Annotated in this window: 24 protein-coding genes and 1 pseudogene; 16 read left to right on the top strand and 9 right to left on the bottom strand. The window is 69.7% G+C overall.

From position 1 onward, the window contains the following. Position 1: 1 nt before the first annotated feature. Positions 2–1,939 carry an ArnT family glycosyltransferase gene (locus tag HMPREF9336_RS16810; RefSeq protein ID WP_007468995.1) on the bottom strand — a complete coding sequence of 646 codons (1,938 nt, stop codon included), beginning with the start codon at positions 1,937–1,939 and terminating at the stop codon, positions 2–4. Between the two features lie 88 nt (positions 1,940–2,027). Beyond that, positions 2,028–2,783 (bottom strand): DedA family protein, encoded by a 756-nt coding sequence (locus tag HMPREF9336_RS16805; protein ID WP_007468994.1) that lies wholly within the window; start codon positions 2,781–2,783, stop codon positions 2,028–2,030. 144 nt (positions 2,784–2,927) lie between these two features. On the opposite strand from HMPREF9336_RS16805, the gene fbaA reads away from it, so the two are divergent. Next, on the top strand, positions 2,928–3,965 hold the full coding sequence (gene fbaA, locus HMPREF9336_RS16800; protein WP_007468993.1) for a class II fructose-bisphosphate aldolase: 1,038 nt from the start codon (positions 2,928–2,930) through the stop codon (positions 3,963–3,965). Positions 3,966–3,988: 23 nt separating this feature from the next. Here the strand turns inward: fbaA and HMPREF9336_RS16795 are convergent, their stop codons facing one another. Next, positions 3,989–4,492, bottom strand: coding sequence for an Rv0361 family membrane protein (locus HMPREF9336_RS16795; RefSeq protein ID WP_007468992.1), 504 nt, complete (start codon positions 4,490–4,492; stop codon positions 3,989–3,991). Positions 4,493–4,511: 19 nt separating this feature from the next. Between HMPREF9336_RS16795 and HMPREF9336_RS16790 the strand changes: the two genes are divergently transcribed. After that, positions 4,512–4,928, top strand: a complete 417-nt coding sequence (locus HMPREF9336_RS16790; RefSeq protein WP_021030913.1) for a DUF3151 domain-containing protein — start codon at positions 4,512–4,514, stop codon at positions 4,926–4,928. Between the two features lie 7 nt (positions 4,929–4,935). Here the strand turns inward: HMPREF9336_RS16790 and HMPREF9336_RS16785 are convergent, their stop codons facing one another. The 4 genes from HMPREF9336_RS16785 to HMPREF9336_RS16770 form a co-directional block, all read right to left on the bottom strand. Further along, on the bottom strand, positions 4,936–5,526 hold the full coding sequence (locus HMPREF9336_RS16785) for a hypothetical protein (RefSeq protein WP_007468990.1): 591 nt from the start codon (positions 5,524–5,526) through the stop codon (positions 4,936–4,938). A 38-nt stretch (positions 5,527–5,564) separates the two neighbouring features. Then, a complete protein-coding gene (locus HMPREF9336_RS16780) occupies positions 5,565–6,158 on the bottom strand; it encodes a hypothetical protein (RefSeq protein WP_007468989.1) in 594 nt (197 codons plus the stop codon). Between the two features lie 139 nt (positions 6,159–6,297). After that, on the bottom strand, positions 6,298–6,906 hold the full coding sequence (locus HMPREF9336_RS16775) for a hypothetical protein (protein WP_007468988.1): 609 nt from the start codon (positions 6,904–6,906) through the stop codon (positions 6,298–6,300). Positions 6,907–7,035: 129 nt separating this feature from the next. Beyond that, positions 7,036–7,725: a hypothetical protein gene (locus HMPREF9336_RS16770; protein ID WP_021030912.1), complete on the bottom strand. Its 690-nt coding sequence runs from the start codon at positions 7,723–7,725 to the stop codon at positions 7,036–7,038. An 87-nt stretch (positions 7,726–7,812) separates the two neighbouring features. On the opposite strand from HMPREF9336_RS16770, the gene HMPREF9336_RS16765 reads away from it, so the two are divergent. The 12 genes and pseudogenes from HMPREF9336_RS16765 (at position 7,813) to HMPREF9336_RS19375 (ending at position 19,411) form a co-directional block, all read left to right on the top strand. Then, a complete protein-coding gene (locus HMPREF9336_RS16765) occupies positions 7,813–9,102 on the top strand; it encodes an adenylosuccinate synthase (protein WP_007468986.1) in 1,290 nt (429 codons plus the stop codon). Then, the gene (locus HMPREF9336_RS16760) at positions 9,086–10,165 is read left to right on the top strand and encodes an ADP-ribosylglycohydrolase family protein (RefSeq protein WP_007468985.1); all 1,080 of its coding nucleotides are present in this window, start codon (positions 9,086–9,088) and stop codon (positions 10,163–10,165) included. Before HMPREF9336_RS16765 ends, HMPREF9336_RS16760 begins: the two co-directional genes overlap by 17 nt. 91 nt (positions 10,166–10,256) lie before the next feature. Continuing rightward, on the top strand, positions 10,257–10,730 hold the full coding sequence (locus tag HMPREF9336_RS16755) for a VOC family protein (RefSeq protein WP_007468984.1): 474 nt from the start codon (positions 10,257–10,259) through the stop codon (positions 10,728–10,730). A gap of 25 nt (positions 10,731–10,755) precedes the next feature. Beyond that, entirely contained in the window at positions 10,756–11,592 is an 837-nt protein-coding gene (locus tag HMPREF9336_RS16750) for an ABC transporter substrate-binding protein (protein WP_021030911.1), read from the top strand. Next, complete coding sequence (locus tag HMPREF9336_RS16745; RefSeq protein ID WP_007468982.1) at positions 11,589–12,464, top strand: amino acid ABC transporter permease; 876 nt, start codon at positions 11,589–11,591, stop codon at positions 12,462–12,464. Before HMPREF9336_RS16750 ends, HMPREF9336_RS16745 begins: the two co-directional genes overlap by 4 nt. Continuing rightward, the gene (locus HMPREF9336_RS16740; RefSeq protein ID WP_007468981.1) at positions 12,461–13,198 is read left to right on the top strand and encodes an amino acid ABC transporter ATP-binding protein; all 738 of its coding nucleotides are present in this window, start codon (positions 12,461–12,463) and stop codon (positions 13,196–13,198) included. The genes HMPREF9336_RS16745 and HMPREF9336_RS16740 overlap by 4 nt, the downstream gene beginning before the upstream one ends. Positions 13,199–13,205: 7 nt before the next feature. Beyond that, positions 13,206–13,910: a sensor domain-containing protein gene (locus HMPREF9336_RS16735; RefSeq protein WP_021030910.1), complete on the top strand. Its 705-nt coding sequence runs from the start codon at positions 13,206–13,208 to the stop codon at positions 13,908–13,910. Positions 13,911–14,037: 127 nt separating this feature from the next. After that, the gene (locus tag HMPREF9336_RS16730; protein ID WP_021030909.1) at positions 14,038–15,093 is read left to right on the top strand and encodes an ABC transporter substrate-binding protein; all 1,056 of its coding nucleotides are present in this window, start codon (positions 14,038–14,040) and stop codon (positions 15,091–15,093) included. Continuing rightward, the gene (locus HMPREF9336_RS16725) at positions 15,090–15,890 is read left to right on the top strand and encodes an ABC transporter ATP-binding protein (RefSeq protein ID WP_007468978.1); all 801 of its coding nucleotides are present in this window, start codon (positions 15,090–15,092) and stop codon (positions 15,888–15,890) included. The genes HMPREF9336_RS16730 and HMPREF9336_RS16725 overlap by 4 nt, the downstream gene beginning before the upstream one ends. Positions 15,891–15,915: 25 nt before the next feature. Then, on the top strand, positions 15,916–16,749 hold the full coding sequence (locus HMPREF9336_RS16720) for an ABC transporter permease (protein ID WP_156920444.1): 834 nt from the start codon (positions 15,916–15,918) through the stop codon (positions 16,747–16,749). Positions 16,750–16,819: 70 nt separating this feature from the next. After that, positions 16,820–17,773 (top strand): TauD/TfdA dioxygenase family protein, encoded by a 954-nt coding sequence (locus HMPREF9336_RS16715; RefSeq protein ID WP_007468976.1) that lies wholly within the window; start codon positions 16,820–16,822, stop codon positions 17,771–17,773. 205 nt (positions 17,774–17,978) lie between these two features. Further along, positions 17,979–19,411: pseudogene (locus tag HMPREF9336_RS19375) on the top strand (sulfatase family protein). Between the two features lie 368 nt (positions 19,412–19,779). Here the strand turns inward: HMPREF9336_RS19375 and HMPREF9336_RS16705 are convergent. Both HMPREF9336_RS16705 and HMPREF9336_RS16700 read right to left on the bottom strand, forming a co-directional pair. Next, positions 19,780–21,162, bottom strand: a complete 1,383-nt coding sequence (locus tag HMPREF9336_RS16705) for an FAD-dependent oxidoreductase (protein ID WP_007468974.1) — start codon at positions 21,160–21,162, stop codon at positions 19,780–19,782. A gap of 49 nt (positions 21,163–21,211) precedes the next feature. Continuing rightward, positions 21,212–22,648 (bottom strand): aminotransferase-like domain-containing protein, encoded by a 1,437-nt coding sequence (locus HMPREF9336_RS16700; protein WP_021030906.1) that lies wholly within the window; start codon positions 22,646–22,648, stop codon positions 21,212–21,214. 124 nt (positions 22,649–22,772) lie between these two features. On the opposite strand from HMPREF9336_RS16700, the gene HMPREF9336_RS16695 reads away from it, so the two are divergent. Beyond that, positions 22,773–23,663: a DMT family transporter gene (locus tag HMPREF9336_RS16695; protein ID WP_007468971.1), complete on the top strand. Its 891-nt coding sequence runs from the start codon at positions 22,773–22,775 to the stop codon at positions 23,661–23,663. Between the two features lie 55 nt (positions 23,664–23,718). Continuing rightward, positions 23,719–24,132: a rhodanese-like domain-containing protein gene (locus tag HMPREF9336_RS16690; protein ID WP_021030905.1), complete on the top strand. Its 414-nt coding sequence runs from the start codon at positions 23,719–23,721 to the stop codon at positions 24,130–24,132. Positions 24,133–24,151 lie beyond the last annotated feature (19 nt).

The raw sequence follows: 24,151 nt of genomic DNA, 5'->3' as shown, positions 1-24,151 counted from the left end.
GTCATTCGGCGAGCTTCGCGAGGTCGTAGACCTCGACATCGCCGAATACGGCGGGGGCGGGCGTATGGGCTTTGACCCACGCCTCGATCTGCGGGCCGGCGGTGTCCTTGCCCTGGGCGCATCGCGCGGGGCCGCCGGGATTCGCGGCGCCGCATTCGCCCGTCTGCTGCGGCGGGCCATTCGTGTCGTCCTTGCCCGGAATCCGGTTGAGGAAGTAGCGGACCTCGCCCGATGCGGCCATGGCGATAAACTCGCCGAGGTCGGGGGTCGGGTCGGAGCCGGTGAAGCCGCCGATCGCGATCACCGGCGCGCCCGAGGCCAGCATCAGGTTCGCCGCGTTCGAGGAGCGCTCGACGGCTGCGGCCCACTTGAGCCGGGCGCTCTGCGCTCCGGCGCGCTGCAACAGCGCGACCAGTTCGGGGGAGGCGGATATCGTCCGCCGGGGCAGGGCGTTTTGGCCGCCGACGTTCGGGCCGGCCGAAGGGCTCCCTCCGGTTTTGGGGCTCGCGACGGTGGCGAGGGCGTAGGAGGCCGTGCCGGTGAGCGACACGAGCAGCGCGAGTCCCGCCGCGATTGATCCCCACCTCGGCGACGCGGCGGCGCGGCGCGGGAGCAGCAGCGCGGCGGCGAGGACCGAGCCGAGAAGGACCGCCCAGCGCAGCGCCGGGTACCAGTCGGGGGAGCGGCGCAAGAGCAGGAAGGCGGTGGTCCCCGCGCTCAGCGTCAACATGGCGAGCCCGGTCCGGCCGGCCCAGCGGTCCCGAGCGCCCCAGAGCTGCCAGAGCGTCGTGGCGATGGTCGCGGCGAGAGCAGGGGCCATCGCCACCACGTAGTAGGTGTGCATGCCGTGGTTCATGAAGGAGAAGAGGAAGAATCCGGTGAGCAGCCAGCCGCCCCACAGGATGTGCGAGGCGCGGACCAGGTCGGTTCGGGGCTCGCGGGCCCGGAGCCACGCGCCGAGGACCAGAGCGAGCAGCGCGGTCGGCAGCAGCCAGTCGATCTGGGCGGCGATGTCGCCGGTGAACAGCCGCCCGAGGCCCGGCTCTCGGCTCATGAGCGCGCCGACGCGCTGTTCTGCTTCGCCGTTCGGGCCCTGCGGGAGCCACCGGTGGTGTTTGTCCCCGCCGAGCACTCGCTGCAACCCGTTGTAGCCGAGGACGAGGTCCATGACGCTGTCGTCGGTGGACCCGCCTACATAGGGCCTGGCGGACGACGGGGTGAGCGTGACGGCGAGCACCCACCAGCCCGAGGAGGCCACGACCGCCCCGGCTCCTGCGAGCAGCGCGCCGAGCCGCGCTTTCACCGAGCCGCGCCCCGCCACAAGGTACGCGAGCCCGAAGGCGGGCAGGACGATGAGCCCTTCGAGCATTTTGGCGAGGAAGGCGAAGCCGAGCGCGCCGCCGCACGCGGCGAGCCACCACGTCGCGGCCTTCCCGCGCTCGGCGGTGAGCGCGCGGACGAGGAAATATCCGCCGAGGGCCATGGAGAACACCATGAGGGCGTCCGGGTTGTTGTAGCGGAAGATCACCGCCGTCGCAGGGGTGAGCGCGAAAATCGCCCCGGCGGCCATCCCCGCCCCGTGGCCTGCCGCCCGGCGCACCGCGAAGTACAGCACGGCGACGGTCGCGACCGCGAGCAGCGCCTCGGGCACGAGCATGGCGGCGCTGGAGAAGCCGAAGACCCGGCAGGAGAGGCCCATGAGCCACAGCGAGGCGGGCGGCTTGTCCACGGTGATGAAGTTCTGCGCGTCGAGGCTGCCGAAGAACCACGCGCGCCAGTCGTGCGAGCCGGCCTGGACCGCGGCGGCGTAGAACGGGTTCGCCCAGCCGTTGATCGAGATGTTCCAGCAGTAGAGCGCCGCCGTGGCGAGCAGCAGGAGGCCGAGCCAGAGGCGTTCCCTTGGCGAGAGCCGCCCAGGGAGGCCAAGCGCAGTGTCCATGGTGTTGCAGCCTGTCAGGGCAAGCCAAGACGAAGCTGAGAAGAAGCCGAAAGTTCCTGCGGGCTTGCTGCCGGTCCGCTGTGCGCGGCTAGTCCTTGGCGGTCGCTTCCTCGATCGCGTGCAGCGCCTCCTCCGGAGTCTCGGCCGGCTCGGCTTCGACGGAGCCGGACAGGCGGGCGCGCAGGGCTCCGACCGCGACGGGCGCGATGGTGACCACGATGACGAGGATGACGATCAGGTCGACGTGGTTCTTGATGAACTCGAACTGCCCGAGCAGGGAGCCGAGCCAGGTCAGCCCGACCGTCCAGAGCACGACGCCGACGACGTCGAAGGGAAGGAACCGGCGGTACGGCATCCCGCTCGCCCCTGCCGACGGCGGGATGAAGGTGCGCACCGCGGGCGCGAAATGGCCGATGAGCAGAGTCTTCTTGCCGTGCTTGGCGAAGAACGCGCTGGTCGTTTCGAGGTACTTCGGCTTCAAGAGCAACGAGTCCGGGTTTTTGAAGAGCGCGGGACCGGTCCGTCTGCCGATCCAATACGAGAGGTTGTCGCCGGTGATCGCGGCCACAGTGGCCACCAGCATCACCTGCCACAGCGCGGGGAAGCGGCCGTGCTCGGCCTGCGTCGTGGCCAGCAGGCCCGCGGTGAAGAGCAGGGAGTCGCCGGGGAGGAAGGGGAAGAACAAGCCGGTCTCGATGAGGACGATGACGGCGATGAGGGGGAGCACGGCCTTCGCGAACTGCGACTCGGTGAGCAGCCACTGCGGGTCGAAGTACTTCGGAAGGGCGAGGTTCGCCGTTTGCGGCAGCGCCAGCGCGGCTTCGGCGAGAGTCTGAGCGATCACGACCGAGAGGGTAGCCGATATTTCTGAACAACATGCGCTCGCGGGCAGCGCGTCGGTGTGGCGAGGCCCGAGGCGCGCAGGACCGGCGGGGCGGGTAGCCTGGACTGGTCAGGACCACGACAGACCACGAGAGGATCGCGCTTCATGCCCATCGCCACTCCTGAGGCTTACGCCGAGATGCTTCGCAAGGCGAAAGAGGGCAGCTACGCCTTCCCCGCCATTAACTGCACCTCTTCGGAGACGATCAACGCGGCGATCAAAGGCTTCGCCGACGCGGGCAGCGACGGGATCATCCAGTTCTCCACCGGCGGCGCGGAGTTCGGCTCCGGCCTCGGCGTGAAGGACATGGTGGTCGGAGCTGTCGCGCTCGCGGAATTCGCCCATGTGGTGGCCGCGAAGTACGACGTCACCGTCGCGCTGCACACCGACCACTGCCCCAAGGACAAGCTCGACACCTACGTCCGCCCGCTCTTGGCCATCTCGCAGGAGCGCGTGAACGCGGGCAAGCCTCCGCTGTTCCAGTCCCACATGTGGGACGGCTCGGCGGTGCCCATCGACGAGAACCTCGCCATCGCCGAGGAGCTGCTCGCCTCGGCGGTCAAAGCCAAGATCATTCTCGAGATCGAGATCGGCGTCGTCGGCGGCGAGGAGGACGGCGTCGAGGCCGAGATCAACGAGAAGCTGTACACAAGCTCCGAGGACTTCGAGAAGACCATCAGCGTCCTCGGCGCGGGCGACAAGGGCCAGTACCTGCTGGCCGCCACCTTCGGCAACGTGCACGGCGTCTACAAGCCCGGCAACGTGAAGCTGCGCCCCGAAGTCCTCGCCGAGGGGCAGCGGGTCGCAGCGGCCAAGCTCGGCCTGGCGGAGGGCTCCAAGCCGTTCGACTTCGTCTTCCACGGCGGCTCGGGCTCGCTGAAGTCCGAGATCGAAGACTCGCTCAAGTACGGGGTCGTCAAGATGAACGTGGACACCGACACGCAGTACGCCTTCACCAGGCCGCTCGCCGGGCACATGTTCACCAACTACGACGGCGTGCTCAAGATCGACGGCGAGGTCGGCAACAAGAAGGTCTACGACCCGCGCAGCTACCTGAAGAAGGCCGAGGCCTCGATGACCGAGCGCGTCGTCCAGGCCGTCGCCGACCTCGGCGCCACCGGCAAGTCCATCTCGGCCCGCTGACGCTCGGTCGGCGGTCTGCGGCGCTATCGGGCGTGCTGGTCCTCCGGTTCGCAGATCTGCCATCGCCCGCCCGACTGGCGCAGCGAGAACAGCAGGCGTCTCGGCCGAGGGTCGGACTGGAAGTGCGCGATGGCCTCCGCCTGCGCGGTCGGCGGCGTGAGCGTCACCGCGCCGACGCTGTCGAGCTGGAGGATGTCGCCCGCCGCCGTCTCGTCCTGGTGGGCCAGCCGGTACTGCTCGGGGTCTACCGTGCTGAAAAAGCCGTCGTGGTAGCCGGAGCAGGTCAACTCCCTCAGCTTCGGGAGGTCGCCGTCCGCGAGCGCGGCCACATAAGCGGCGACCGCGTCGCGCACGGGCGCGTCCGCCGTGCGCTTTGCCTCGGCGTGGCGCGGCCCTGGCCGGACGTGCAGCGCGAAGCCGCACACGACGAGGAGGGCGACGGCCGCGCTCGCGGCGCTGGCCGCCCAGAGCGTTTTGGTCTTCTTGAGCCTCGGTTCTGTCCCGCCCCCTTGGCCAGCCTCGCTCATGGATGACAGAATAAGCGATGTGACTTATGGACGTGACCTTCTCGGCCCCGCGCCGACCCTGCTCCCCGGCAACGAAGCCGCCGAGGATTTGCTCGCGCAAGGCCAGGACGGCTCCGATGTGGCGGCGAGGCATCCGGAGTTCTCCTTGGCCTGGGCGATCCTCGCGGAAGCCGCGCTCGAGCAGAACGCGCCGGTGACCGCGTACGCCTACGCCCGCACCGGTTACCACCGGGGCCTTGACCAGCTGCGTCGCAACGGATGGCGCGGGTTCGGGCCGGTGCCGTGGGAGCACGAGCCGAACCAGGGCTTTCTCCGCGCGGTAGGGGCGCTCGCGAAAGCCGCGAAGGCGATCGGCGAAGAGCCGGAGTACCAACGGTGCCTCGAACTGCTCTTGGACAGCGACCCCCGAGCGGCCAGCGAGCTGGGCCTGGGCTAGCGCGGCGCTAGTTCGCGTCGCCCGAGGAAGAGCCGTCCGAGGAAGAGCCGGGCGGCTCCGGGTCCGCCCTGAGCTGCTCGCAGTCCTGGCGCACCATCGCCCTCGCCGCGTCGAGCACGCCGGGGTCTACCAGCGGTTTGCCCTGGACAGGGCTCGCCGCCGGGGGTCGGCCCCGATCGCCGGACTCGTCGTCTGCGTCGGGATCCTCTTTTCCGCTCTGGTCGGTCATCTGCGGGAGCAAACTGTTCGCAAGGCCGGAGGCTGCGGCCGCCACGTTGCCGAGGTCGCCTGTCTGGGCGGCGCTTATGACCGCGTTGATGGCCGCCCCCGAGGCTCCGCTCGTCAACCCCTCGTTCTGCTGGATCCGGTTGAGAACCTCTTGGGCTTGCTGCGCTTTGACGAGGCTTTGCGCCGGGTCGGGCCGGCCGTCTTCGTCGTCCTGAGCCTCCTGCGGGTCCGCCACGATCGGGGCGACCGCGTCGCAGATCGCTCCCGTCGGGATTTGTGGATCCGCGTGCGCGGTCGCCGTCCCGAGCGCGGGGCCCGCGCACGCGGCGAGGGCGATCACGAGACGAGCCGGAGTCAGGACGAGGGCCATAGCGGAATTTTACGGGGGCAACGCTCCCGGCGCCGACCTTATGCGGCGCAGTCGGCCTTGTCCCGGTAGTCGATGAAGGCGTCGAGGCCGCCCATGAAACCCTTCAGCGCGGGCCCGAGGTCGTCGAAGGCTTCCTCGGGATCGGCTTTCCCGCTCTCCTCCGCGTCGTTGGTCGCGTCCGCCGCTTCGCCGTCCTCGGCGCGCAGCTGGTCGATGAGCGCCAGATAGCCGTCGAGGCCGTCTGCGAGCTTCTCGACCGCCTCGGCGGCTTCGGGGTCCTCGAGCTTGCCGTCCGCGTCGTGCGCGAGCGCGTCGAGGTCGCGCAGATGCTCGAGGAACAGGTCCATGCGGAGCTTCCCCGTGACCGGGTCGGTCTCGAAGAGCCGCTGGGCGACGCCGGCGCTGAACGCCTCCTTGTCGGCTTTGCCGTTCTTGACGGCCTTGTCCACTTCCTTCTGGTCGATCACGTCCTTGATCGCGAGCTGGAACGAGGAGTACAGGGTGCTCAGCTCGGCGCAGTCCGCGGCGGAGGCCTCAGCGGAGGCCGTCGCGGGCAGCGCGAGCGCCCCTGCGGGGACGAGCGCGGCCAGGCACAGCGCGGCTGTCCTTTGAACATCGGAGAAAATCCCCATCGAACATCATCCTCTCTTGTCGTGCTCGAAATCTGCGCGCGCATCACCCCGTGATCAGGGGTTGTCGCGGCAGAAGAGCGGTGGAAGAAACAAACTTGCGGCCCCTGCCCGGTTGCGGGAAGGAGCCGGGAACTTCGCGCTACGCCCTGTCGCAGCCCGATTTGTCCAGATAATCGGTGAACGCGTCGATGCCGCTGTTGAAACTGGCCAAAGCGGCCTCGGCCCCGAAGTCGTCTTTGTCCGAGCCCTCCGCGTCGGCGGGCTCCGGCGAGTCCGTGTCAGAGCCGTCCTGGTCCTCGGCTTCGCCGTGCGCGCTCTTGAGCCGGTCGATCAGGCCCAGATAGTTGTCGAGGCCGTCTGCGAGCTTCTCGACCGCCTCGGCGGCTTCGGGGTCCTCGAGCTTGCCGTCCGCGTCGTGCGCGAGCGCGTCGAGGTCGCGCAGATGCTCGAGGAACAGCTCGATCCGGGGCTTCCCGGTGATGGGATCGACCTCGTCGAGCCGCTTGTCGATGGTGCTGTCCATTTTCTTGTCGTCGAAGCTCCCGCCGTGCTCGAGCGCCTGGACGTCCTTCGGGTCGAACACGTCTTTGACCACGATGATGAACGAGGAGTACAGGGTGCTCAGCTCGGCGCAGTCCGCGGCGGAGGCCTCAGCGGAGGCCGTCGCGGGCAGCGCGAGCGCCCCTGCGGGGACGAGCGCGGCCAGACACGCCACAACGCTCCTGCGGAAATTGGAATACGTCCCCATACAAGACAGTCCTCTCGTGATACATCTCAACTCGAACTCAGCGCGGTGTCCCCCTGAGCGCACATCGACGTGGCTGATCGGCCTTCGACGTTAGCACACCGGACTTCCGGGTTTTCCCGACTCGGCGGGCTAGGGGACGAGCAGCCAGTCCTCGGTGTGCCGGAAAAACGTGATCCGGGTCCGAGAGCGCGGTGCCGCGACGCCGTCCCGGACGACGCGCATCGCCGCCGCGCCGGTCTGCGCGGCCCGCCCCTCGACCCATTTCGGCGGGAGGATCCCCTCGGCCAAGCCGCCGAGCCGGCCGCCGCGCCGCGCGCAGGCCCGCAAACCCGGAGCCGAGCCGGTGGCGCGCACGACGACCGATCCGATCTCGCCGAACCGCAGCTGCGTGTCGTCCACGATGCTCTCGCCGTAGAACGAGCCGCCCTCGGGGCCGGTGATCGCCGCCTCGCCGACGATGGCGAAGCCGTCGTCGTCCCGGAGCAACGGCCGGGGGACCGCGGCTTCGGCCAGCGCCCGGTCCGGGTCGAGCGAGAGCGCGTGTGCCTTCGCGCACGGCGTGCGTTCAGCCGGCAGATACGCGACGGGCAGCTCCAGCTGCTCGCGCCGCATCAGCCGCGTCAGCACGGCGGCCAGATCGGCGTCGGCCCCCGAGCCCTCGGCGGGCAGCACGATCAGGCGCCGCGCCGTTTTCGCCCCCCGCAACGCCTGGTCCAAGGCTTTGCGGTCCGCGAAGGAAGACAGCCGGTGGATCTGCGGCAGTGCCGCCAAACTCTCGGGGAGCTGGCGGCTCGCATGGGCGAGCACGAGCGCGGACATCGTGCCAACAGTAGCGCCAGGCTCGGCGGACGGTACACTGTGACCTCGGCGCCTGATGCTCTGGCGCGGTGAGATGAGGAGTGTTGCATGCCAGCGATTGTTCTGATCGGGGCGCAGTGGGGAGACGAGGGCAAGGGGAAAGCCACCGACCTTCTCGGCGGCCGGATCAACTGGGTCGTGCGCTACCAAGGCGGCAGCAACGCCGGGCACACCGTGGTCTTGCCCAACGGCGAGAAGTTCGCGCTGCGCCTTTTGCCGTCGGGGATCTTGAACTCTGGGACGCGCAACGTGATCGGCAACGGCGTCGTGGTCGAGCCGGGCGTCCTCCTCTCGGAGCTGGCCGGGCTGGAGGAGCGCGGCATCGACACCTCGCGCCTGGTGGTCTCCTCGGACGCGCATCTGGTCATGCCCTACCACGTCGCGATCGACAAAGTCACCGAGCGCTACCTCGGAGCCCGCAAGATCGGCACAACGGGCAAGGGCATCGGCCCCGCCTACCAGGACAAAGTCGCCCGGATCGGAGTCCGAGTCGCCGACGTGCTGGACGAGAAGGTCCTCTACGAGAAGGTCGAGGCCGCCCTCGCCTTCAAGAACCAGGTGCTCACCAAGATCTACAACCGCAAGGGCCTTGACCCCAAGCAGGTGGTGGACGAGCTGCTGGGCCAGGCCGAGCAGTTCGCGCACCGGATCGCGAACACCAAGCTGCTGCTGAACGAGGCGCTGGAGCGCGGCGAGTGGCTGCTGCTCGAAGGCTCGCAAGGCACGCTGCTCGACGTGGACCACGGGACCTACCCGTACGTCACCTCCTCGAACCCGACCGCGGGCTACGCCGCGACCGGCGCGGGCATCGGCCCGACGAAGATCCGCACGGTGTTCGGCATCCTCAAGGCGTACACGACGCGGGTGGGCTCCGGGCCTTTCCCCACCGAGCTGCACGACGAGATGGGCGAGTTCCTGCGCAAGACCGGCGGGGAGCAGGGCGTGGTGACCGGGCGGGACCGGCGCTGCGGCTGGTTCGACGCGGCGATCGCGCGCTACGCGACCAGGGTCAACGGTGTCACCGACTTCTTCCTCACCAAGCTCGACGTGCTCACCGGACTGGAGAAAGTCCCCGTCGCGGTCGGCTACACGGTGAACGGCAAGCGGGTGGACGAGCTGCCGACCACGCAGAGCGAGTTCGCCGTCGCCGAGCCGGTCTACGAGGAGCTGCCCGGCTGGTGGGAGGACATCTCCGAGATCAAGGAGTTCGACGACCTGCCCGCGAACGCGCGGGCGTACGTGGAGCGCCTCGAAGAGCTCTCCGGCGCGCAGATCTCCTGCGTCGGCGTCGGCCCCCGGCAGGACCAGACCATCGTGAGGCATGACGTCCTACGCTGACCGGGTCAGGGGCTGTCTCGTCTACGGGGCGGTCGGGGACGCGATCGGCGCGCAGGTCGAGCTGCTGGGCTGGCCACAGATCCAGGAGCGGTTCGGCCCGAAGGGGGTGGTCGGGCTCGCCCCTGACTCGCCCTTCACCGACGACACCCAGATGACGCTGTTCACCGTGGAGGGGCTGATCCGCCACAGCACGCGGGGACGGCCCCTCGGCTCCGGAGCGCTCGCGGCGACTGTGCGCAACGCGTACCTCCGTTGGTGGTGGACGCAAACCGGGCAGACGCTGACGCGCCCGGCCTCCTCCTTGGACGGCTGGCTGGCGCACGACCGCCGCCTGCACGTCCGTCGGGGGCCGGGGAAGACCTGCCTGAGCGCGCTCGCCTCAGGCGCTTTCGGCTCCGTCGAAGAGCCGATCAACAACTCCAAGGGCTGCGGAGCGGTGATGCGGGCGGCCCCGGTGGGGCTGTACGCGCGCAACCCGGAGCGACTGCGCGAGACATACCGGGCGGGCTGCGCCATCGGGGCGCTCACGCATGGCCATCCCGACGGCTGGGGTCCGGCAGGAGCCCTCGCCTGCATGACCGCGTTGTTGACGCACGACGCTCCGATCCTCGACGCGGCGCGCACGACGCTCGAACTCGTCTCCGGGAACACCGCCGCGCTCCTCGGACGCGCGGTGAGCCTCGCGGCGAGCCGAACGGTCACGAGGGAGAGCGTCGAGAAAGAGCTCGGCGGCGGTTGGACCGGGGACGAGGCGCTCGCGATCGCTGTGGCGTGCGCGGGAGCGTTCGACGATCCCAAGGAAGCGATCCTCGCGGCGGCGAATCATTCGGGGGACAGCGACTCCACCGGCGCGATCTGCGGCAACCTGATCGGCGCGCTGCACGGCTTCGGCGAAAACGGCGCGGGCGTCCTGCCCTGCGAATGGCTCGACGCGCTCCGGGACCGCGACCTGGTGCGCCAAGTCGCGGAGGACTTCGTGTTCGATTTGACCGAGAACCCGTGGAACGACTTCACCGGGGACGAAGTCCCCCGCTGGTGGCGGCTGCGGTATCCGGGCAGCTGAGTCCGAAAAGGGCGGTATTTTGTCAGCCACCTCTTGTAGGCTGCTGAACGACCGGCAGAACTGCTGGCCACGACGAACAAAGGAGCACGTCATGCCCGATGAAAAGCCTGTCACCGAACCTGCGGTGATCCCGCATTTGGTCGTGTCCGACTCGAAGGCCGCCATCTCGTTCTACGAGAAGGCGTTCGGAGCGGAGAGCCTCGGCGTCGTGGCCACGCCCGACGGGAAGGTCATGCACGCGGCGGTGTCCATCAACGGCGCGCGGATCTTCCTCAACGACGACTTCCCCGAATTCTGCGAGGGCAAACAGAGCACCCCGCTCGCGCTCGGCGGCAGCCCGGTGACGATCCACCTCTACGTCCCCGACGCGGACGCCGCGTTCGCGCGCGCCGTCGAGGCGGGCGCGGAGGTCGCCATGCCGCTGGAGGACCAGTTCTGGGGCGACCGGTACGGCGTTGTGAAGGACCCGTTCGGGCACCAATGGTCCATCGCCCACCATGTGCGCGAAGTGTCGCCCGAGGCGCTCGCGGAGGCCATGGAGACGTTCGGGAGCTCCGCTGGCTAGGACCGCCCGCGCGCTCGGGGCCGTCGTGCTCGGGCTCGGCCTCGTCGGCTGCGCTCCCGAGGACGACGGCCCGGTGCGCCCCGCAGACTGCCGGAACATCGCGGCGCTGCCCTTGCGCGCTCCGGGCAAGCTGACGGTCGCCACCGACCAGCCCGCGTACGCGCCATGGTTCCGAAGCGACGACCCCGCGAACGGGCAAGGATACGAGTCCGCGCTCGCGTACGCCGTCGCAGGGGAGATGGGCTTCTCGAAAGAGCAAGTGGTCTGGACGCGGGTGCCGTTCGCCAACGCCTTCGCCCCGGGGGAGAAGGCGTTCGACTTCGACGTGAACCAGGTTTCGATCACCGAGGCCCGCCGCCGCGTGGTGGACTTCTCGACCGGCTATTACCGGGTGAAGCAGGTGGTGCTGGAGATCCGAGGCGTCCTGCCGGGCCCAGCGGCTCCGTCGGCTCCGAGCCTCGCCGAGGTGGCGGGGGAGAAGATCGGCGTGGTCGTCGGCACCACAAGCGCCCAGTCGGTCGAGCAGGTGGTCAAGCCGAAGGAGCCAGTCGCGTACTACGACACGAACGACCTGGCGGCGCAGGCGCTCCTTTCGGGCCAAGTGGGCGCGCTGGTCGTGGACTTGCCCACCGGATTCGAGATCAACAGCAGCTCCCGGACCCGGATCTCCGACGGGGAGGTCGCGGTGGTCGGCACGATTCCCTCAGTCGCCGACGAACAGTTCGGCCTTGTGCTGGGCAAGGGCAGCCCGCTCACCTCGTGCGTGGACGAGGCGCTCGGCCGTCTGCGGCAGAACGGTTCGCTCGCCGAACTCGAACGCCGCTGGCTGGGCGAGGGCGCAGGAGTCCCGACGCTGCGATGAGCGCGAACAGAGCCAACGCCTCGACCGCGCACCGGCCTTCTGCGGTCCAGCAGGAACGCGACCGGATCCGCCGCCGCATGGCCTACCGGTCGTGGCTCGTCGCGGGGGCGAGCACCCTCGTCGTCCTGGCGGCGCTCGTCCTCGCAGTCGGCTCGGCTCCGGGCTGGCCGAGGGTGCGCGCGAGCTTTTTCGACCCGGCCAAGGCGCAGGCCGCGCTCCCGAAAGTGCTCGACGGGCTGTGGCTGAACATCCGCGTCACGGTGCTGTGCGCCGCGCTCATCTTCCTGCTGGGCCTCGGGCTGGCGCTGCTGCGGACCTCGCGCGGGCCGGTCCTCTTCCCGCTGCGCGCGTTGGCGACCGGCTATGTGGATCTCTTCCGAGGCCTGCCGGTGCTCCTGGTGATCTTCCTGCTCGGCTTCGGCGCGCCCGCGCTGCGGCTGAAAGGACTGCCGAAAGAGGCGCTGTTCTGGGGCGCGGCCGCGCTCGTCCTCACGTACTCGGCCTATGTCGCTGAGGTGTTCCGCGCGGGCGTCGAGTCCGTCCCGCAGACCCAGCGCCTCGCCGCCCGCGCGCTCGGCCTGCGGGGCGGGGCGACGATGCGGTTCGTCGTGCTGCCCCAGGCGATCAGGGCGGTCGCCCCCGCGCTGCTCAACGACCTGGTGAGCCTGCAGAAGGACTCCGGGCTGATCGCGGTCCTGGGCGTGGTGGACGCGATCCGAGCCGCGCAGATCCAGACCGCGAGCGACTTCAACTTCACCCCGTACGTTGTGGCGGGCGCGCTGTTCGTGGCGCTGACGATCCCGCTCGCCCGGTTCACGGACTGGTACGCGCGGCGGAAGAGCTGGCACGAGGCGGGGAGGCCGGGGTTATGACGCCCGTGCTCAGCGCCAGGGAGGTGCGGAAAGCCTATCGGGGACAGACGGTGCTGGACGGCCTTGATGTCGATCTGGCCCCTGGCCAGTGCGTTGCGCTCATCGGCGGCTCGGGCTCGGGGAAATCCACGCTGCTGCGCTGCCTCTCTTTGCTCGAGACGGTGGACGACGGGGTGATCCTCTTCGAGGGGGAGGACATCTGCGACCCCAGGGTCGCGGCCGACGCGGTGCGCGCCCGAATGGGCGTGGTGTTCCAGTCGTACAACCTCTTCCCGCATCTCACCGTGCTCGACAATCTGACCCTCGCGCCGATCCGTGTGCACGGCAAGCGCAAAAGCGAAGCGCGCGAGCAGGCGCTGGCGATGCTGGACCGGGTGGGGCTCGCGGACAAGGCGCGCGCGAAGCCCGGCGAGCTCTCCGGCGGGCAGCAACAGCGCGTCGCCATCGCGCGGGCCCTCGTGACAAGTCCGAGGCTCCTCCTGCTCGACGAGGTCACCGCTGCGTTGGACCCCGAACTCACCGGAGAGGTTTTGGACTTGTTGCGCCAAGTCCGGGCGGACGGGGCGACTATGCTCCTGGCCACCCACGAGCTCGGCTTCGCCCGCGAGGTCGCGGATGAGATCTGTTTCCTGTACGAGGGCAAAGTCGCCGAGCGGGGGAGCCCGGCGGATATGCTGGACCGCCCGCAGAGCGAGCGGCTTGCGGCCTTCCTCGCCCGGTCGCGTCGGTTATGATCGGCGCATGGGATTTCGAGGGGTCGTCGGCGCGCTGGGCGTGCTGGGGCTGGCCTGGGGGGCTGTCGGCGAGGCGCACGCCTTCCCCGCCGCGCAGATCGACTCCTTGCTGCTCGGCGCAGAGGAAGGAAACGCGCTTGTGCGCGGAGAAGGCGGACGGGCCTCGTTCACCGCGCTCCAGCCCTCGGGCAAGATCGTCTCCGAATGGGAAGGCACGCGCTTCGACCCGCCGCAATGCACGCCGTGGTACAGCGCGCAACAGCTGTTCGGGGAGGATTTCGCGAGCGCGAGGAGCGCGAGCCTGTCCGACGGCGGGCTGGGCGTGCCGAGTATCGAGCAGGCTGTCGCCGTGTATCCGGACGCGGAAGCCGCGCGGGAGGCGTTCGCACGCCTCGGGCAGAGCGCGCAGGTCTGCGCGGCGGGTTTCTCGGTCGTCGCGCCCTGCGTGCCGCCGCCCGACGTGGCCTCGGTGATCCGAAAGTGCGAAGAGCATCCGATGAATCCGCCGGATCCGGTTGACCTCGCCATCGTCCGCGACGACGGGACGACCGAGGTGTACGAGGCGCGGGTGCCGACGCTCTACCGCAAGGACTTCGTCGCCGTCCGCGTCGCGGGCAACGTGCTGATCCGTGTGAAGACCTACGCCGACTCCCCGTACCGGGGCGCGGCGGTCAAAGCGCTCGACCGGATCGCCGACAAGATCCGCCCGTAGCGGGGGGGGCGAACTTCCGCGCCCATGTGATTCCAACTCGGAAAGGGCGGGAGAGCTGCGACGACGCCCGTCGCCAGCCGAACAAGCCCAGCCTGTGGGCAAGGGTTCGGAACTATACCTGGATGGCATGACCGCCAGCCCCCGACGCGCCGCGCTCCGGGCGTTGGCCGGCCTCGCGCTCGTCGCGGCGGCTCCGCTGGCGGCGAGCTGCGCGATCCCGACCTCGGCGGTGCGAGACGCGGAGGGGAAAGCGGTCATCCGCTATCAAGGCTGGCCCGGCACGGTGCTGTGGCAGGAGCTCGCCGAGGACCTCGGCTATTTCCACAAGGTCAAGCTGCAATGGGTCGGATCGACCACCTCGGGCCCGCAGGACATCCAATCCGTCGCCACCGACCAGGTCGACGTCGGCCAGGCGTTCGACGGCGCGGTGGTCAAACTCGTCGCGGCCAAGGCGAAGGTGCAGAGCGTCATCACGTACTACGGGGCCGACCAGGTGGAGCCGAACACGGCGTACGTCGTCCTCGACGACAGCCCGATCCGGGACTCCAAGGATCTGATCGGCAAGTCGGTCGCGCTCAACACGATGGGCGCGCACTCCGAGATGGTGCTGCGGGAATGGCTGTTCCGGCAGGGCGTGCCGGAACAAGAGGCGGGCAAGCTGACCGAGGTCGTGGTGCCGCCGGTGAGCCAGGAGACGGCGCTGCGCAATCGCCAAGTCGACGCGGCGGCGCTCTCCGGCGGCTTCCTCATCGCCGCGGAGCGGCGGGGCGGGCTGCGCCGGGTGTTCTCCGACCAGTCGCTGTTCGGGCCGTTCGGCTACGGCAGCCAGGTTTTCCGCAAGGGCTACATCCAGGCGAACCCGGACGTGCTCAAAGACTACGTGCAGGGCGTGGCCCGCGCGCTGGTCTGGGCGCAGAGCCGCGCGCCAGAGGAGGTCCGCGCGAAATTCCTCGACATCATCCGCCGCCGCCACCGCGCCGAGTCCGTCGAGGCGGTGCAGTACTACATGACCTCCACCGTTCCGGCCAAAGGCGGGGTGATGCGGGACGCGGAGTTCCAAGTCTGGATCGACCGGCTGGTGCGCACCGGCAAACTCTCGCCCGGCCAAGTGCGGGCCGAGGACGCGTACACCAATGAGTTCAATCCGTACCTCGCAGGCGAGGAGCAGGGAGCGGCAGCATGACGGAGATCCCGACACCGGCGAAAATCATCGTGTCGTCGGTGAGCAAGCGCTTCGGGGCGCTCCCTGGGGCGGACGGTCTCGCGCTCGACCGGATCTCGTTCGAGGTGGCCTCGGGGGAGTTCTTCGTCCTCGTCGGCCCCTCGGGCTGCGGGAAGTCCACCTTGCTCGACCTCTTGACCGGCCTCGACCAGCCCACGCAGGGCGTCATCTCGCTCGACGGGAAGCGGATCACCGGGCCCGGCCTGGACCGGGGCGTCGCCTTCCAGCAGTACGCCCTGCTCCCGTGGCGGACCGCCCAGGCGAACGTGGAGCTGGGCCTGGAGGCCAAGGGGCTCTCCCGCGCTCAGCGCAAGCAGACGGCCCGGCACTATCTGGACCTGGTCGGGCTCGCCGACTTCGCGAACCGCTATCCCGCGCAGCTCTCCGGAGGGATGCGCCAACGCGTCGCCATCGCGCGCAGCCTCGCGTTCGACCCCGAAGTGCTCCTGATGGACGAGCCGTTCGGGGCGCTGGACGCGCAGACTCGCGAGGGACTGCAAGACCAACTGCTGCAGATCCAGCGCTCCACCGGCAAAACGGTCGTGTTCATCACCCACGACATCGAAGAGGCCGTCTACCTCGGCGACCGCGTCGCGGTGCTCGCGCCGAGGCCGGGCCGGATCAAGCGGATCTTCCAGATCGAGCTGCCGGGCCGCCGGACGGGCGAGGAGGACGTGCGCTCCTCCGCCGTGTTCGGCAGGTACCGCCACGAGATTTGGAGCGAGCTGCGCGAGAGGGCGGAGGCGCGAGTTGCCTGAAGCCGCTGTTCTCGAACGAACGACCGTGCCCGGCGACGAACCGCGCTCAGGCGGGCAGTCCGAGCCGGTCGCGGCCGGGCCCGCTCGGCGGGGCGGTCTGCGCCGGCTGGCGGGCAAAGCCTTCCGCCAGTCCGCGGGCGTTGCGGCGCTCCTTGCGCTGTGGGAGATCGCGCCGAGGGCCGGCCTGGTGGACTCGGTGTTCCTGCCGCCACTGTCCGAAGTGCTCAAAGCCGGATGGACGCTGCTGGGCAACGGCCAGCTCGCCGAACATCTCGGCGCGAGCCTGACAAGGGCCGGGCTCGGCTTCGCGGCAGCCGTGGCGCTCGGAGTGCCCTTGGGCCTGGCCATCGCGTGGTTCCCCCGCGTCGCCGACTATGCGAATCCGGTGCTGGAGCTGTTCCGCAACACCGCGCCGCTCGCCCTGCTCCCGGTGTTCGTGCTCGTCCTGGGCATCGGCGAGACCTCGAAAGTGTCCCTCGTGCTCTACGCCGCGGTCTTCCCCGTCGTCTTGGGGACGATCGCCGGAGTGCGATCTGTCGATCCGCTCCTCGTCAAGGCCGCCCGGTCGATGGGGTTCGGGCATGTGGCGCTGTTCGGCAAGGTGGTGCTGCCCGGCGCGGTCCCTTCCGTCTTCACCGGCGTCCGGCAAGCGGCGGCGGCCAGCATCCTGGTGCTGATCGCGGCGGAGATGGTGGGCGCGCGGGCGGGGCTGGGCTATCTCATCACGGCGGCCCAGTCCAGTTTCGCCATCCCCGACATGTACGTCGGCGTCCTCGCCATCGCGCTGGTCGGCCTGGTCGTCAACGCCGTCCTCACAGCCCTCGAACGGCGCGCCTCCCGCTGGCGCGAGCAGGGCTGAGCGCCAGACCCTCGGCTCCAGGACGAACCAGCGCCGGGCCAGCAGAGCACCGAACAGAAGGAGAAGCCAGATGACCATCGCCCACCCGAACCCCGCCTTGGCCGCCAGCCTCCCGGAGGGAGCCCAGCTGCGCAAGCTCACCTCGGACATCGGAGCCGAGATCACCGGAGTCCGCCTTGGCGCGGACCTCGGAGCCCAGACCGCGCTGGCGATCCGCCAGGCCGTCCTCGACCACAAGGTCGTCGTCTTCCGAGGCCAAGACCACCTCGACGACGCCGGGCAGCGGGCGTTCGCCGAGCAGCTGGGGCCGCTGACCCTGGGGCACCCGACGCTCCGGTCGCGCACCGAGGGAGCCATCTTGGAGGTCAACTCCGAGCACGGACGCTCGGACAGCTGGCACACCGACGTGACGTTCGTGGACAGCCCGCCCGCGTTCTCGGTGCTGCGCCCGGTGGCCCTGCCCGAGTACGGCGGCACCACGGCGTGGGCCAACACCACCTCGGCGTACAACCGGCTCCCCGAGCCGTTGCGCCTTTTGGCGGAGTCGTTGCGCGCGGTGCACACCAACCGCTACGACTACGCCCGCACCCACGAGCGCGACGCGCACGAGGGCCAGGACGAGGAGAAAGGCCGCGCCCAGTACGAGGAGTTCCGCTCCGTCCAGTACGAGACCGAGCACCCCGTGGTGCGCGTGCACCCGGAGACGGGGGAGCGCACCCTCCTGCTCGGCCAGTTCGTCAGCCATATCCTCGACCTCAAGCCCTCGGAGTCCGACGCGGTCTACCGGATCCTCCAGGACCGGATCACCAAGCTGGAGAACACCGTCCGCTGGCATTGGAGCCTCGGCGACGTCGCCGTGTGGGACAACCGAGCCACCCAGCACTATGGAGTGTCGGACTACGACAACCAGTTCCGCAAGCTGCACCGGGTCACCGTCGCGGGCGACGTGCCGGTCGGGGCGGACGGGCGCCCGAGCCGCGCGCTGCTCGGCGACTCGACCGCGTACCAGGGCTTCGCGGGCTAGCGCGCCCGCCTGCGGTTAGCCGCGACGAACGCGTCCTGCTGCTGGGCGAGGCGTCCGATCAGTCCGGAGCGCTCCTCCTCGGCCAAGGAGGAGCGCGTCCCCTCGACGATATTTGCGCGGATCCTCGAGCGTGTCGACGGGGTCTGACGCCCTCGCGTCCCGCGTGGGATACTCGGGTCTCTGATCGATTGAGGGAGGCAGCATTATGGAAATCGACCGCAGAGGCCTGCTCGGCCTGTCCGCCGTCGCGCTCGCGCTGGGGGCGGCGGCCTGCGACACCTCGCGTTCCCCGTCGGGCGCTTCCGGCGCGGGACGGCGCTCGGTCTTGCTCGTCATCGCGGACGACCACGGCTCCGACATGTCCAGCCTCGGCGTTCCGGTGCGGACCCCGGAGCTGGACAAGCTGGCGCAGGAGGGGACGTTCTTCACCGAGGGCTACGCCACAGTCTCCTCGTGCAGCTCGAGCCGCTCCACCATGTTCACCGGGCTGTACTCGCACACCAACGGCATGTACGGCCTCGCGCACGACGTGCACAACTTTTCGCTGCTGGACGGCGTGGAGACGATCTCCGAGATGATGCAGCGATCCGGGTTCGCCACCGCGCTGGTCGGCAAGAAACACGTCAAGCCGATGGCGTTCGGAGCCGAACTCGCCCCGGAGGAGACCGGCAACCGCGATGTGGCCCGACTCGCGCGCGCGGCGGGCGGATGGCTGCGAGAGCAGGCGGGCAAGCCGTTCCTGCTCGTCGTCGGCTTCAGCGACCCGCATCGCGCGCCGGGCGGGTTCGGCAACACACGAGACTGGCCGGAAGTCCCGACGGTCCGCTACGCCCCGTCCGAGGTGCAGATCCCTTCGCATTTGCCGGATCTGCCCCAGGTGCGCGAGGACCTCGCCGACTACTACCAATCGGTGAGCCGGATGGACGCGGGCGTGGGGCTGCTGCTCGACGAGCTCAAAAAGCCGGACGCGAGGACGACACGCTGGTGGTCTACCTCAGCGACAACGGCAGGCCTTTCCCAGGGGCGAAGGACGCGCTCTACGCCGAGGGGATCCATCTGCCGCTGATCATCCGGGCTCCGGGCCTCGGCAAGCCGGGCGTGCGGAACCGGGCGATGGTGAGCTGGATCGACATCGCGCCCACGCTGCTCGACTGGGCCGGGGTCCGCCCGTCGGCGGACTACCGCTACAAGCTGCCGGGGCGCTCGCTCCTGCCGATCCTCGGCCAGGAGGACCCGGCAGGCTGGGACCGGATCTTCGCGACGCACTCGTTCCACGAGGTGAACCAGTATTACCCGATGCGGGCGGTGCGCACTCGGCAGTACAGCTACTACCGCAATCTCGAACCGCACTTGTCGTTCGACATCGCCTCAGACATGGCAGAGGGGCCGAGCTGGAAGGCGATCAGCTCCACGCCGGGGGCGAAGCTCGGCCAACGCAGCGTCGAGAGCTTCTTGCGCCGGCCGCCGGAAGAGCTGTACGACCTCGCCGCCGATCCGCTGGAGCTGACGAACCTCGTGGACCGGCCCGAGCGCGCGGACGCGTTGGCCGATCTGCGCGAGCAGCTCGACACGTGGCGGAAAGAGACTCGCGACCCGTGGATGGCGGGGGTCACCGACCCGTTCGGCCACGCGCATTAAAGCTGGGAGCAGGCCGAGGAGGACAACGCGGCAGCGCGTGGTGTTCGATCCATCCCCATAAGAAGACCGCGCCATATGAGGAATCTGATCACTCTAGAAGGCATGCTCTTCGATCACGAGGCAACCTGTCGAACCAATCATCGCCATATGGATCGAACGGATAAACGAAGAAAATTCTATCGAAAATATATTCGATACTTTGGTCCTGGACGGGGCCGGGAGACCTGAGGCATTCTGGTCGGCAGAAGAAGCGGGACGGGCGCGTCTGGCCTCGGCCTGCGCAGCCCGCCGCGAGCTGATCGGCAGCATCGGCGCCCGGCCGGGCGAACGCCGCCTGGGCCGGGCGCAGGCGGCGCGTTCCCCGGCTCCTACTTCTCCCGCGACGCGTCGAGCATGTGCTCGCGCTCGACCACCTTGACCCGCTCGCGGCCCTGCGGCTCGCCGAGGCCGCGCTCGTGCGCGTCGAGCCGGTACCAACCGTCCCACGTGGTGACCTCGTGCCCCTTGTCCGCGAAGTACTGGTCCACGGATTCGAGGTCCGGACGCTCGGGGGCCCACAGCTTGCCGTCGGCGTGGTCGGCCAGCAAGCAGGCCACGGTCTCGTTCGCGTCGCCCTTCGTGTGCCCGATCAGGCCCACCGGGCCGCGCTTGATCCAGCCGGTGGTGAACACGCCGGGGATGTGCGCGTTATGCTCGCCGACCACGCGGCCCGCCTCGTTCGGGATGACCCCGGCCTCGTCGTCGAACGGGAGGCCCGGCAGGGGGTCGGAGTAGTAGCCGACGGCCCGGTACACCGCTTGCACCGGCCAATCCTTGAACTGGCCGGTGCCTTTGACGTTGCCGTCGCCGGTGAGCGTGGTGCGCTCGGTGCGCAGGCCGACGACCTTGCCGTCCTCGCCGAGCACCTCGACGGGCGACTCGAAGAAGTGCAGGTAGAGCTTGTGCGGACGGTCGCCGGGGTCGCGGATGGCCCAGTCCTGGATGATCGTGGCCACCATGTCGGTGATCTTCGACTCGCGCCGCGCCTGCTCGGAGCCCTCGTCGTAGTCGATGTCCTCGGGGTCCACGATGACCTCGATGGTCTGCGAGTGGTCCAGCTCGCGCAGCTCCAGCGGGGTGAACTTCGCCTGGGCCGGGCCCCGGCGGCCGAAGACGTGGACTTCGACGGCCTGGTTCTGCAGCAGGCCCTCGTGCACGTTCGGCGGGATCTCGGTGGGCAGGAGGTCTTCCGCGGTCTTGGCGAGGACGCGGGCCACGTCGAGGCCGACGTTCCCGACGCCGAGCACGGCGACCTGCCGCGCGGTGAGCGGCCACGTCCTCGGGAAGTCGGGGTTGCCGTCGTACCAGCCGACGAACTCCGCAGCGCCGTAGCTGCCGTCGAGGTCGATGCCGGGAATGCCGAGTTTTCGGTCTTTCACCGCTCCGGTCGAGAAGATGACGGCGTGGTAGTGCTTGGAGAGCATATCGATGTCGATGTCGCGGCCGAACTCGACGTTGCCGATGAGCCGGATCTCCGGCTTGTCCATGACTTTGTGCAGGCTCTGCACGATGCCTTTGATCCGGGGGTGGTCCGGGGCGACGCCGTACCGGATCAGGCCGAAGGGCGCGGGCATCTTCTCGTAGAGGTCGATGGAGACGGGCACATCGGACTTCATGAGCGCGTCTGAGGCATAAATACCGGCAGGACCGGCTCCGACGACGGCGACACGCAAGGGGCCAGTGGTGTTGGACTGGGACGGAGCTTCGGTCATCTCACACTTTCACTTGGTTACAGCGACAAAGGCATGGCGATGCTCCACTTTACGCTGAGCGCGCCGCGCGCCAGCCCTCGGCCAGCCTGCGCACGCCATCGAGGACTCCCGCGACGTTCGAAGCCGCAGCGTAGCTCAGCCGCAGAAAACGGGCGGAGGGCTCGCTCGCGAAGTACGGCCCGCCCGAGGTCACCACGACTCCCGCCTGTCGAGCGGCGGCGACAACGGCGGCTTCTTCCGGGGAATCCTCGGGCAGGCGAAGCCAAAGGTGGTAGCCGCCCTTCGGGATGAGCGTCACCTCGAACTCGGGCAGCCGCTCGGCGAGGGCCGAGACCGAGGCCGCTTGGCGTTGGCCCAGCTCGGCGGCGAGGAACCGCAGGTGCCGGGGCCACGCGGGGGAGCCGACCAGCTCCAGCGCGGTCTCTTGCAGCGGTTTGGGGACGAAGAAATTGTCGATGACCTGAGCGGTCCGCAACCGCTCGAACGCCGCGCCCCGCGCGACGAGCGCGCCGACCCTGAGGTTTGGCGAGGTGGCCTTGGTCAGGGAGTGGATGTGGACCACTCGGCCGTCCGCGTCGTCCTCGACCAGCGGAGCCAGCAGCGGGCCGCCGTGGCCGAGGCGGCGCACGAAGTCGTCCTCCACCACGAACGCCCCCGCCTCCCTCGCGGCGGCGAGGACGAGCGGGCGCCGCTCGGCGGCGAGCGTGGCTCCTGTGGGGTTCTGGAACAGCGGCTGGCAGACGAACACGCCCGCCCCGGAGCTCGCGAAGGCTTTGGCCAAGAGTTCGACCCGCACCCCGTCCGCGTCGACGGGGACCGGGACAGGCCGCAGGCCCGCGGCCCTCGCGGCGGCGAGGACTCCTGGGTAGGTGGGCGATTCCACGAGGACCGCCGCCCCTGGCTGGGCGAGCGAGCGCAGCGCGCAGGCGAGGGCTCCCTGCCCGCCCGCGCACACGAGCACGTCGGAGGGGGAGAGCGCGGCGCTGATGTCCCTGGCGAACCACTCGCGCAGTTCGGCGATGCCTTCCACCGGTGGCCTCGCCCACGCGCCGGGGCGGCGGCCCGCCCTGGCGTGCGCGGCCGCGAGCGCCTGCTCCGGCTGGAGGGAGGCGTGCGGGTAGCCGCTGGCCAGGTCCACGATTTCGGGGGGCTGGACTTGGAGGTAGGAGAGGATGCTCGCGGCGTCGTGCCGGACCGTCGCGGCCAGGCCGCCCGGCTCGGCGTTGAGCGCCACCTCCTGCCAGGAGCAGTCCACCGCGCGCGCCCGGCCGGGGCGCTCTTGCGCGCGGAACACCCCGGACCCCGGCACCGGATCGACCAGTCCCTCGCCCGCGAGCGCGGCGATGGCCCGGCTGACGGTCCCCGCGCTCGCCCGATACCGCTTGACCAGCGCACGGCTCGACGGCAGTTTCGTGCCAGGCGGGTAGCGCTGCACTTCTTCGCGCAGATCCTTCAGGATCTTCTCCGAACTGCTACTATCAAACATGAGAATATATGGTAGCGCTACTCGCAGATCGTCGGTAACGGCTTCGACTGGCTGTGGGACGGCCCTCGCGTGCGACGACTCGCGCGCTTCGCAAGCGCGAGGGCTCCTTGCCTCCGGAGCCGGCGTGGTGGCGTTCTCCTTCAGCTTCCCCGCGACGGCATGGGCGTTGACCGGGTTCGGCCCGTGGACGAGCACCGGCCTGCGCGGTGCGCTCGCCGGCGCGCTCGCGGCGATCTGCCTGGCCTCGGTGCGCGCCCCGTTGCCGCGCCTCGCGGACCTGCGCGGGCTCGCCGCGGTCGCAGCCGGATGCGTCGTCGGCTTCCCGTTGTTGACCAGCCTGGCGCTGACCACCTCGTCCACCTCGCACTCGGCCATCGTGATCGGCGTGCTGCCGCTCGCGACCGCCGCGTTCAGCAGCTGGATCACCGGACGGAACCAGCCTCGGGCGTTCTGGGTCGCGGCGCTCGCCGGGGCCGCGCTGGTCGTTGGGTTCGCGCTGAGCCAAAACCACGGCCTGCCGACCCTCGGCGACGCGTACCTCGCGGCCGCCGTGCTGGTGTGCGGGGCTGGCTACGCCGAAGGCGGGCGGCTGTCCGCGCACATGCCGGGGTGGCAAGTGATCGCCTGGGGGCTGGTGGCAGGGCTGCCGTGCATGGTGGCAGTCTCCGCCGTTGCGCTGGCCGCAGAGCCCGCGCACCCGACGGGGAAGGCGGTCTTCGGCCTCGCCTACGTCACGCTGGTCTCCCAGTTCGGCGGGTTCGTGGTCTGGTACTGGGGCATGGCGCGGGCCGGGGTGGCCCGCGCCAGCCAGCTGCAACTGGCCCAGCCGCTGATGACCCTTGGCTGGTCGGCGACGTTGATGGGGGAGCGCGTGCCGCCGTCGATGCCGGCGGTCGCCGTTTTGGTCCTCGCGTGCGTCGTGGCCACCCAGCACGCGGGCCGGCCGTCCGCCCCCGCCACCGCCGATCCGGCGGGGGAGGCTTGTGGCATGCCGTTGGAAAGTGTGCGAGGCTAAGGCCGAGAGCGCGACGAGCAAGCTTCGTCAGCCGAAGTTCACGAAGGAGACGACTATGGGTTACGCAGGCGACGTCACTCCGCAGCAGGCGTGGGAGATCCTCAAGACCGAGCCTGCCGCCGTGCTGGTCGACGTCCGCACGGACGCGGAGTGGAAGTTCGTCGGCGTGCCGGACGTGTCGAGCATCGGCAAAACCGTGGTGCTCGCGCAGTGGACGACGTACCCCAACGGCGCGCCCAACGCGAACTTCCTCGACGAGCTGCGCGAGGCTGGCGTGCGGGGCGGCGGCCCCGTGGTCTTCCTCTGCCGCTCCGGCCAGCGCTCCATCGCCGCCGCGCAGGCCGCGACCGCAGCTGGCCTCGGCCCCGCGTACAACATCCTCGACGGCTTCGAAGGCGCGCTCGACCAGGAGAAGCACCGGGGCTCGACCGGCTGGCGCGCGGAAGGACTGCCGTGGCGGCAGTCTTAGGGCGGCCAATCGTAAGATA

The sequence above is a fragment of the Segniliparus rugosus ATCC BAA-974 genome, from assembly GCF_000185725.2.
GTDB lineage: Bacteria > Actinomycetota > Actinomycetes > Mycobacteriales > Mycobacteriaceae > Segniliparus > Segniliparus rugosus.
The sequence above is the reverse complement of the archived record's forward strand: the minus strand, read 5'-3'. Positions and strand labels throughout refer to the sequence as shown.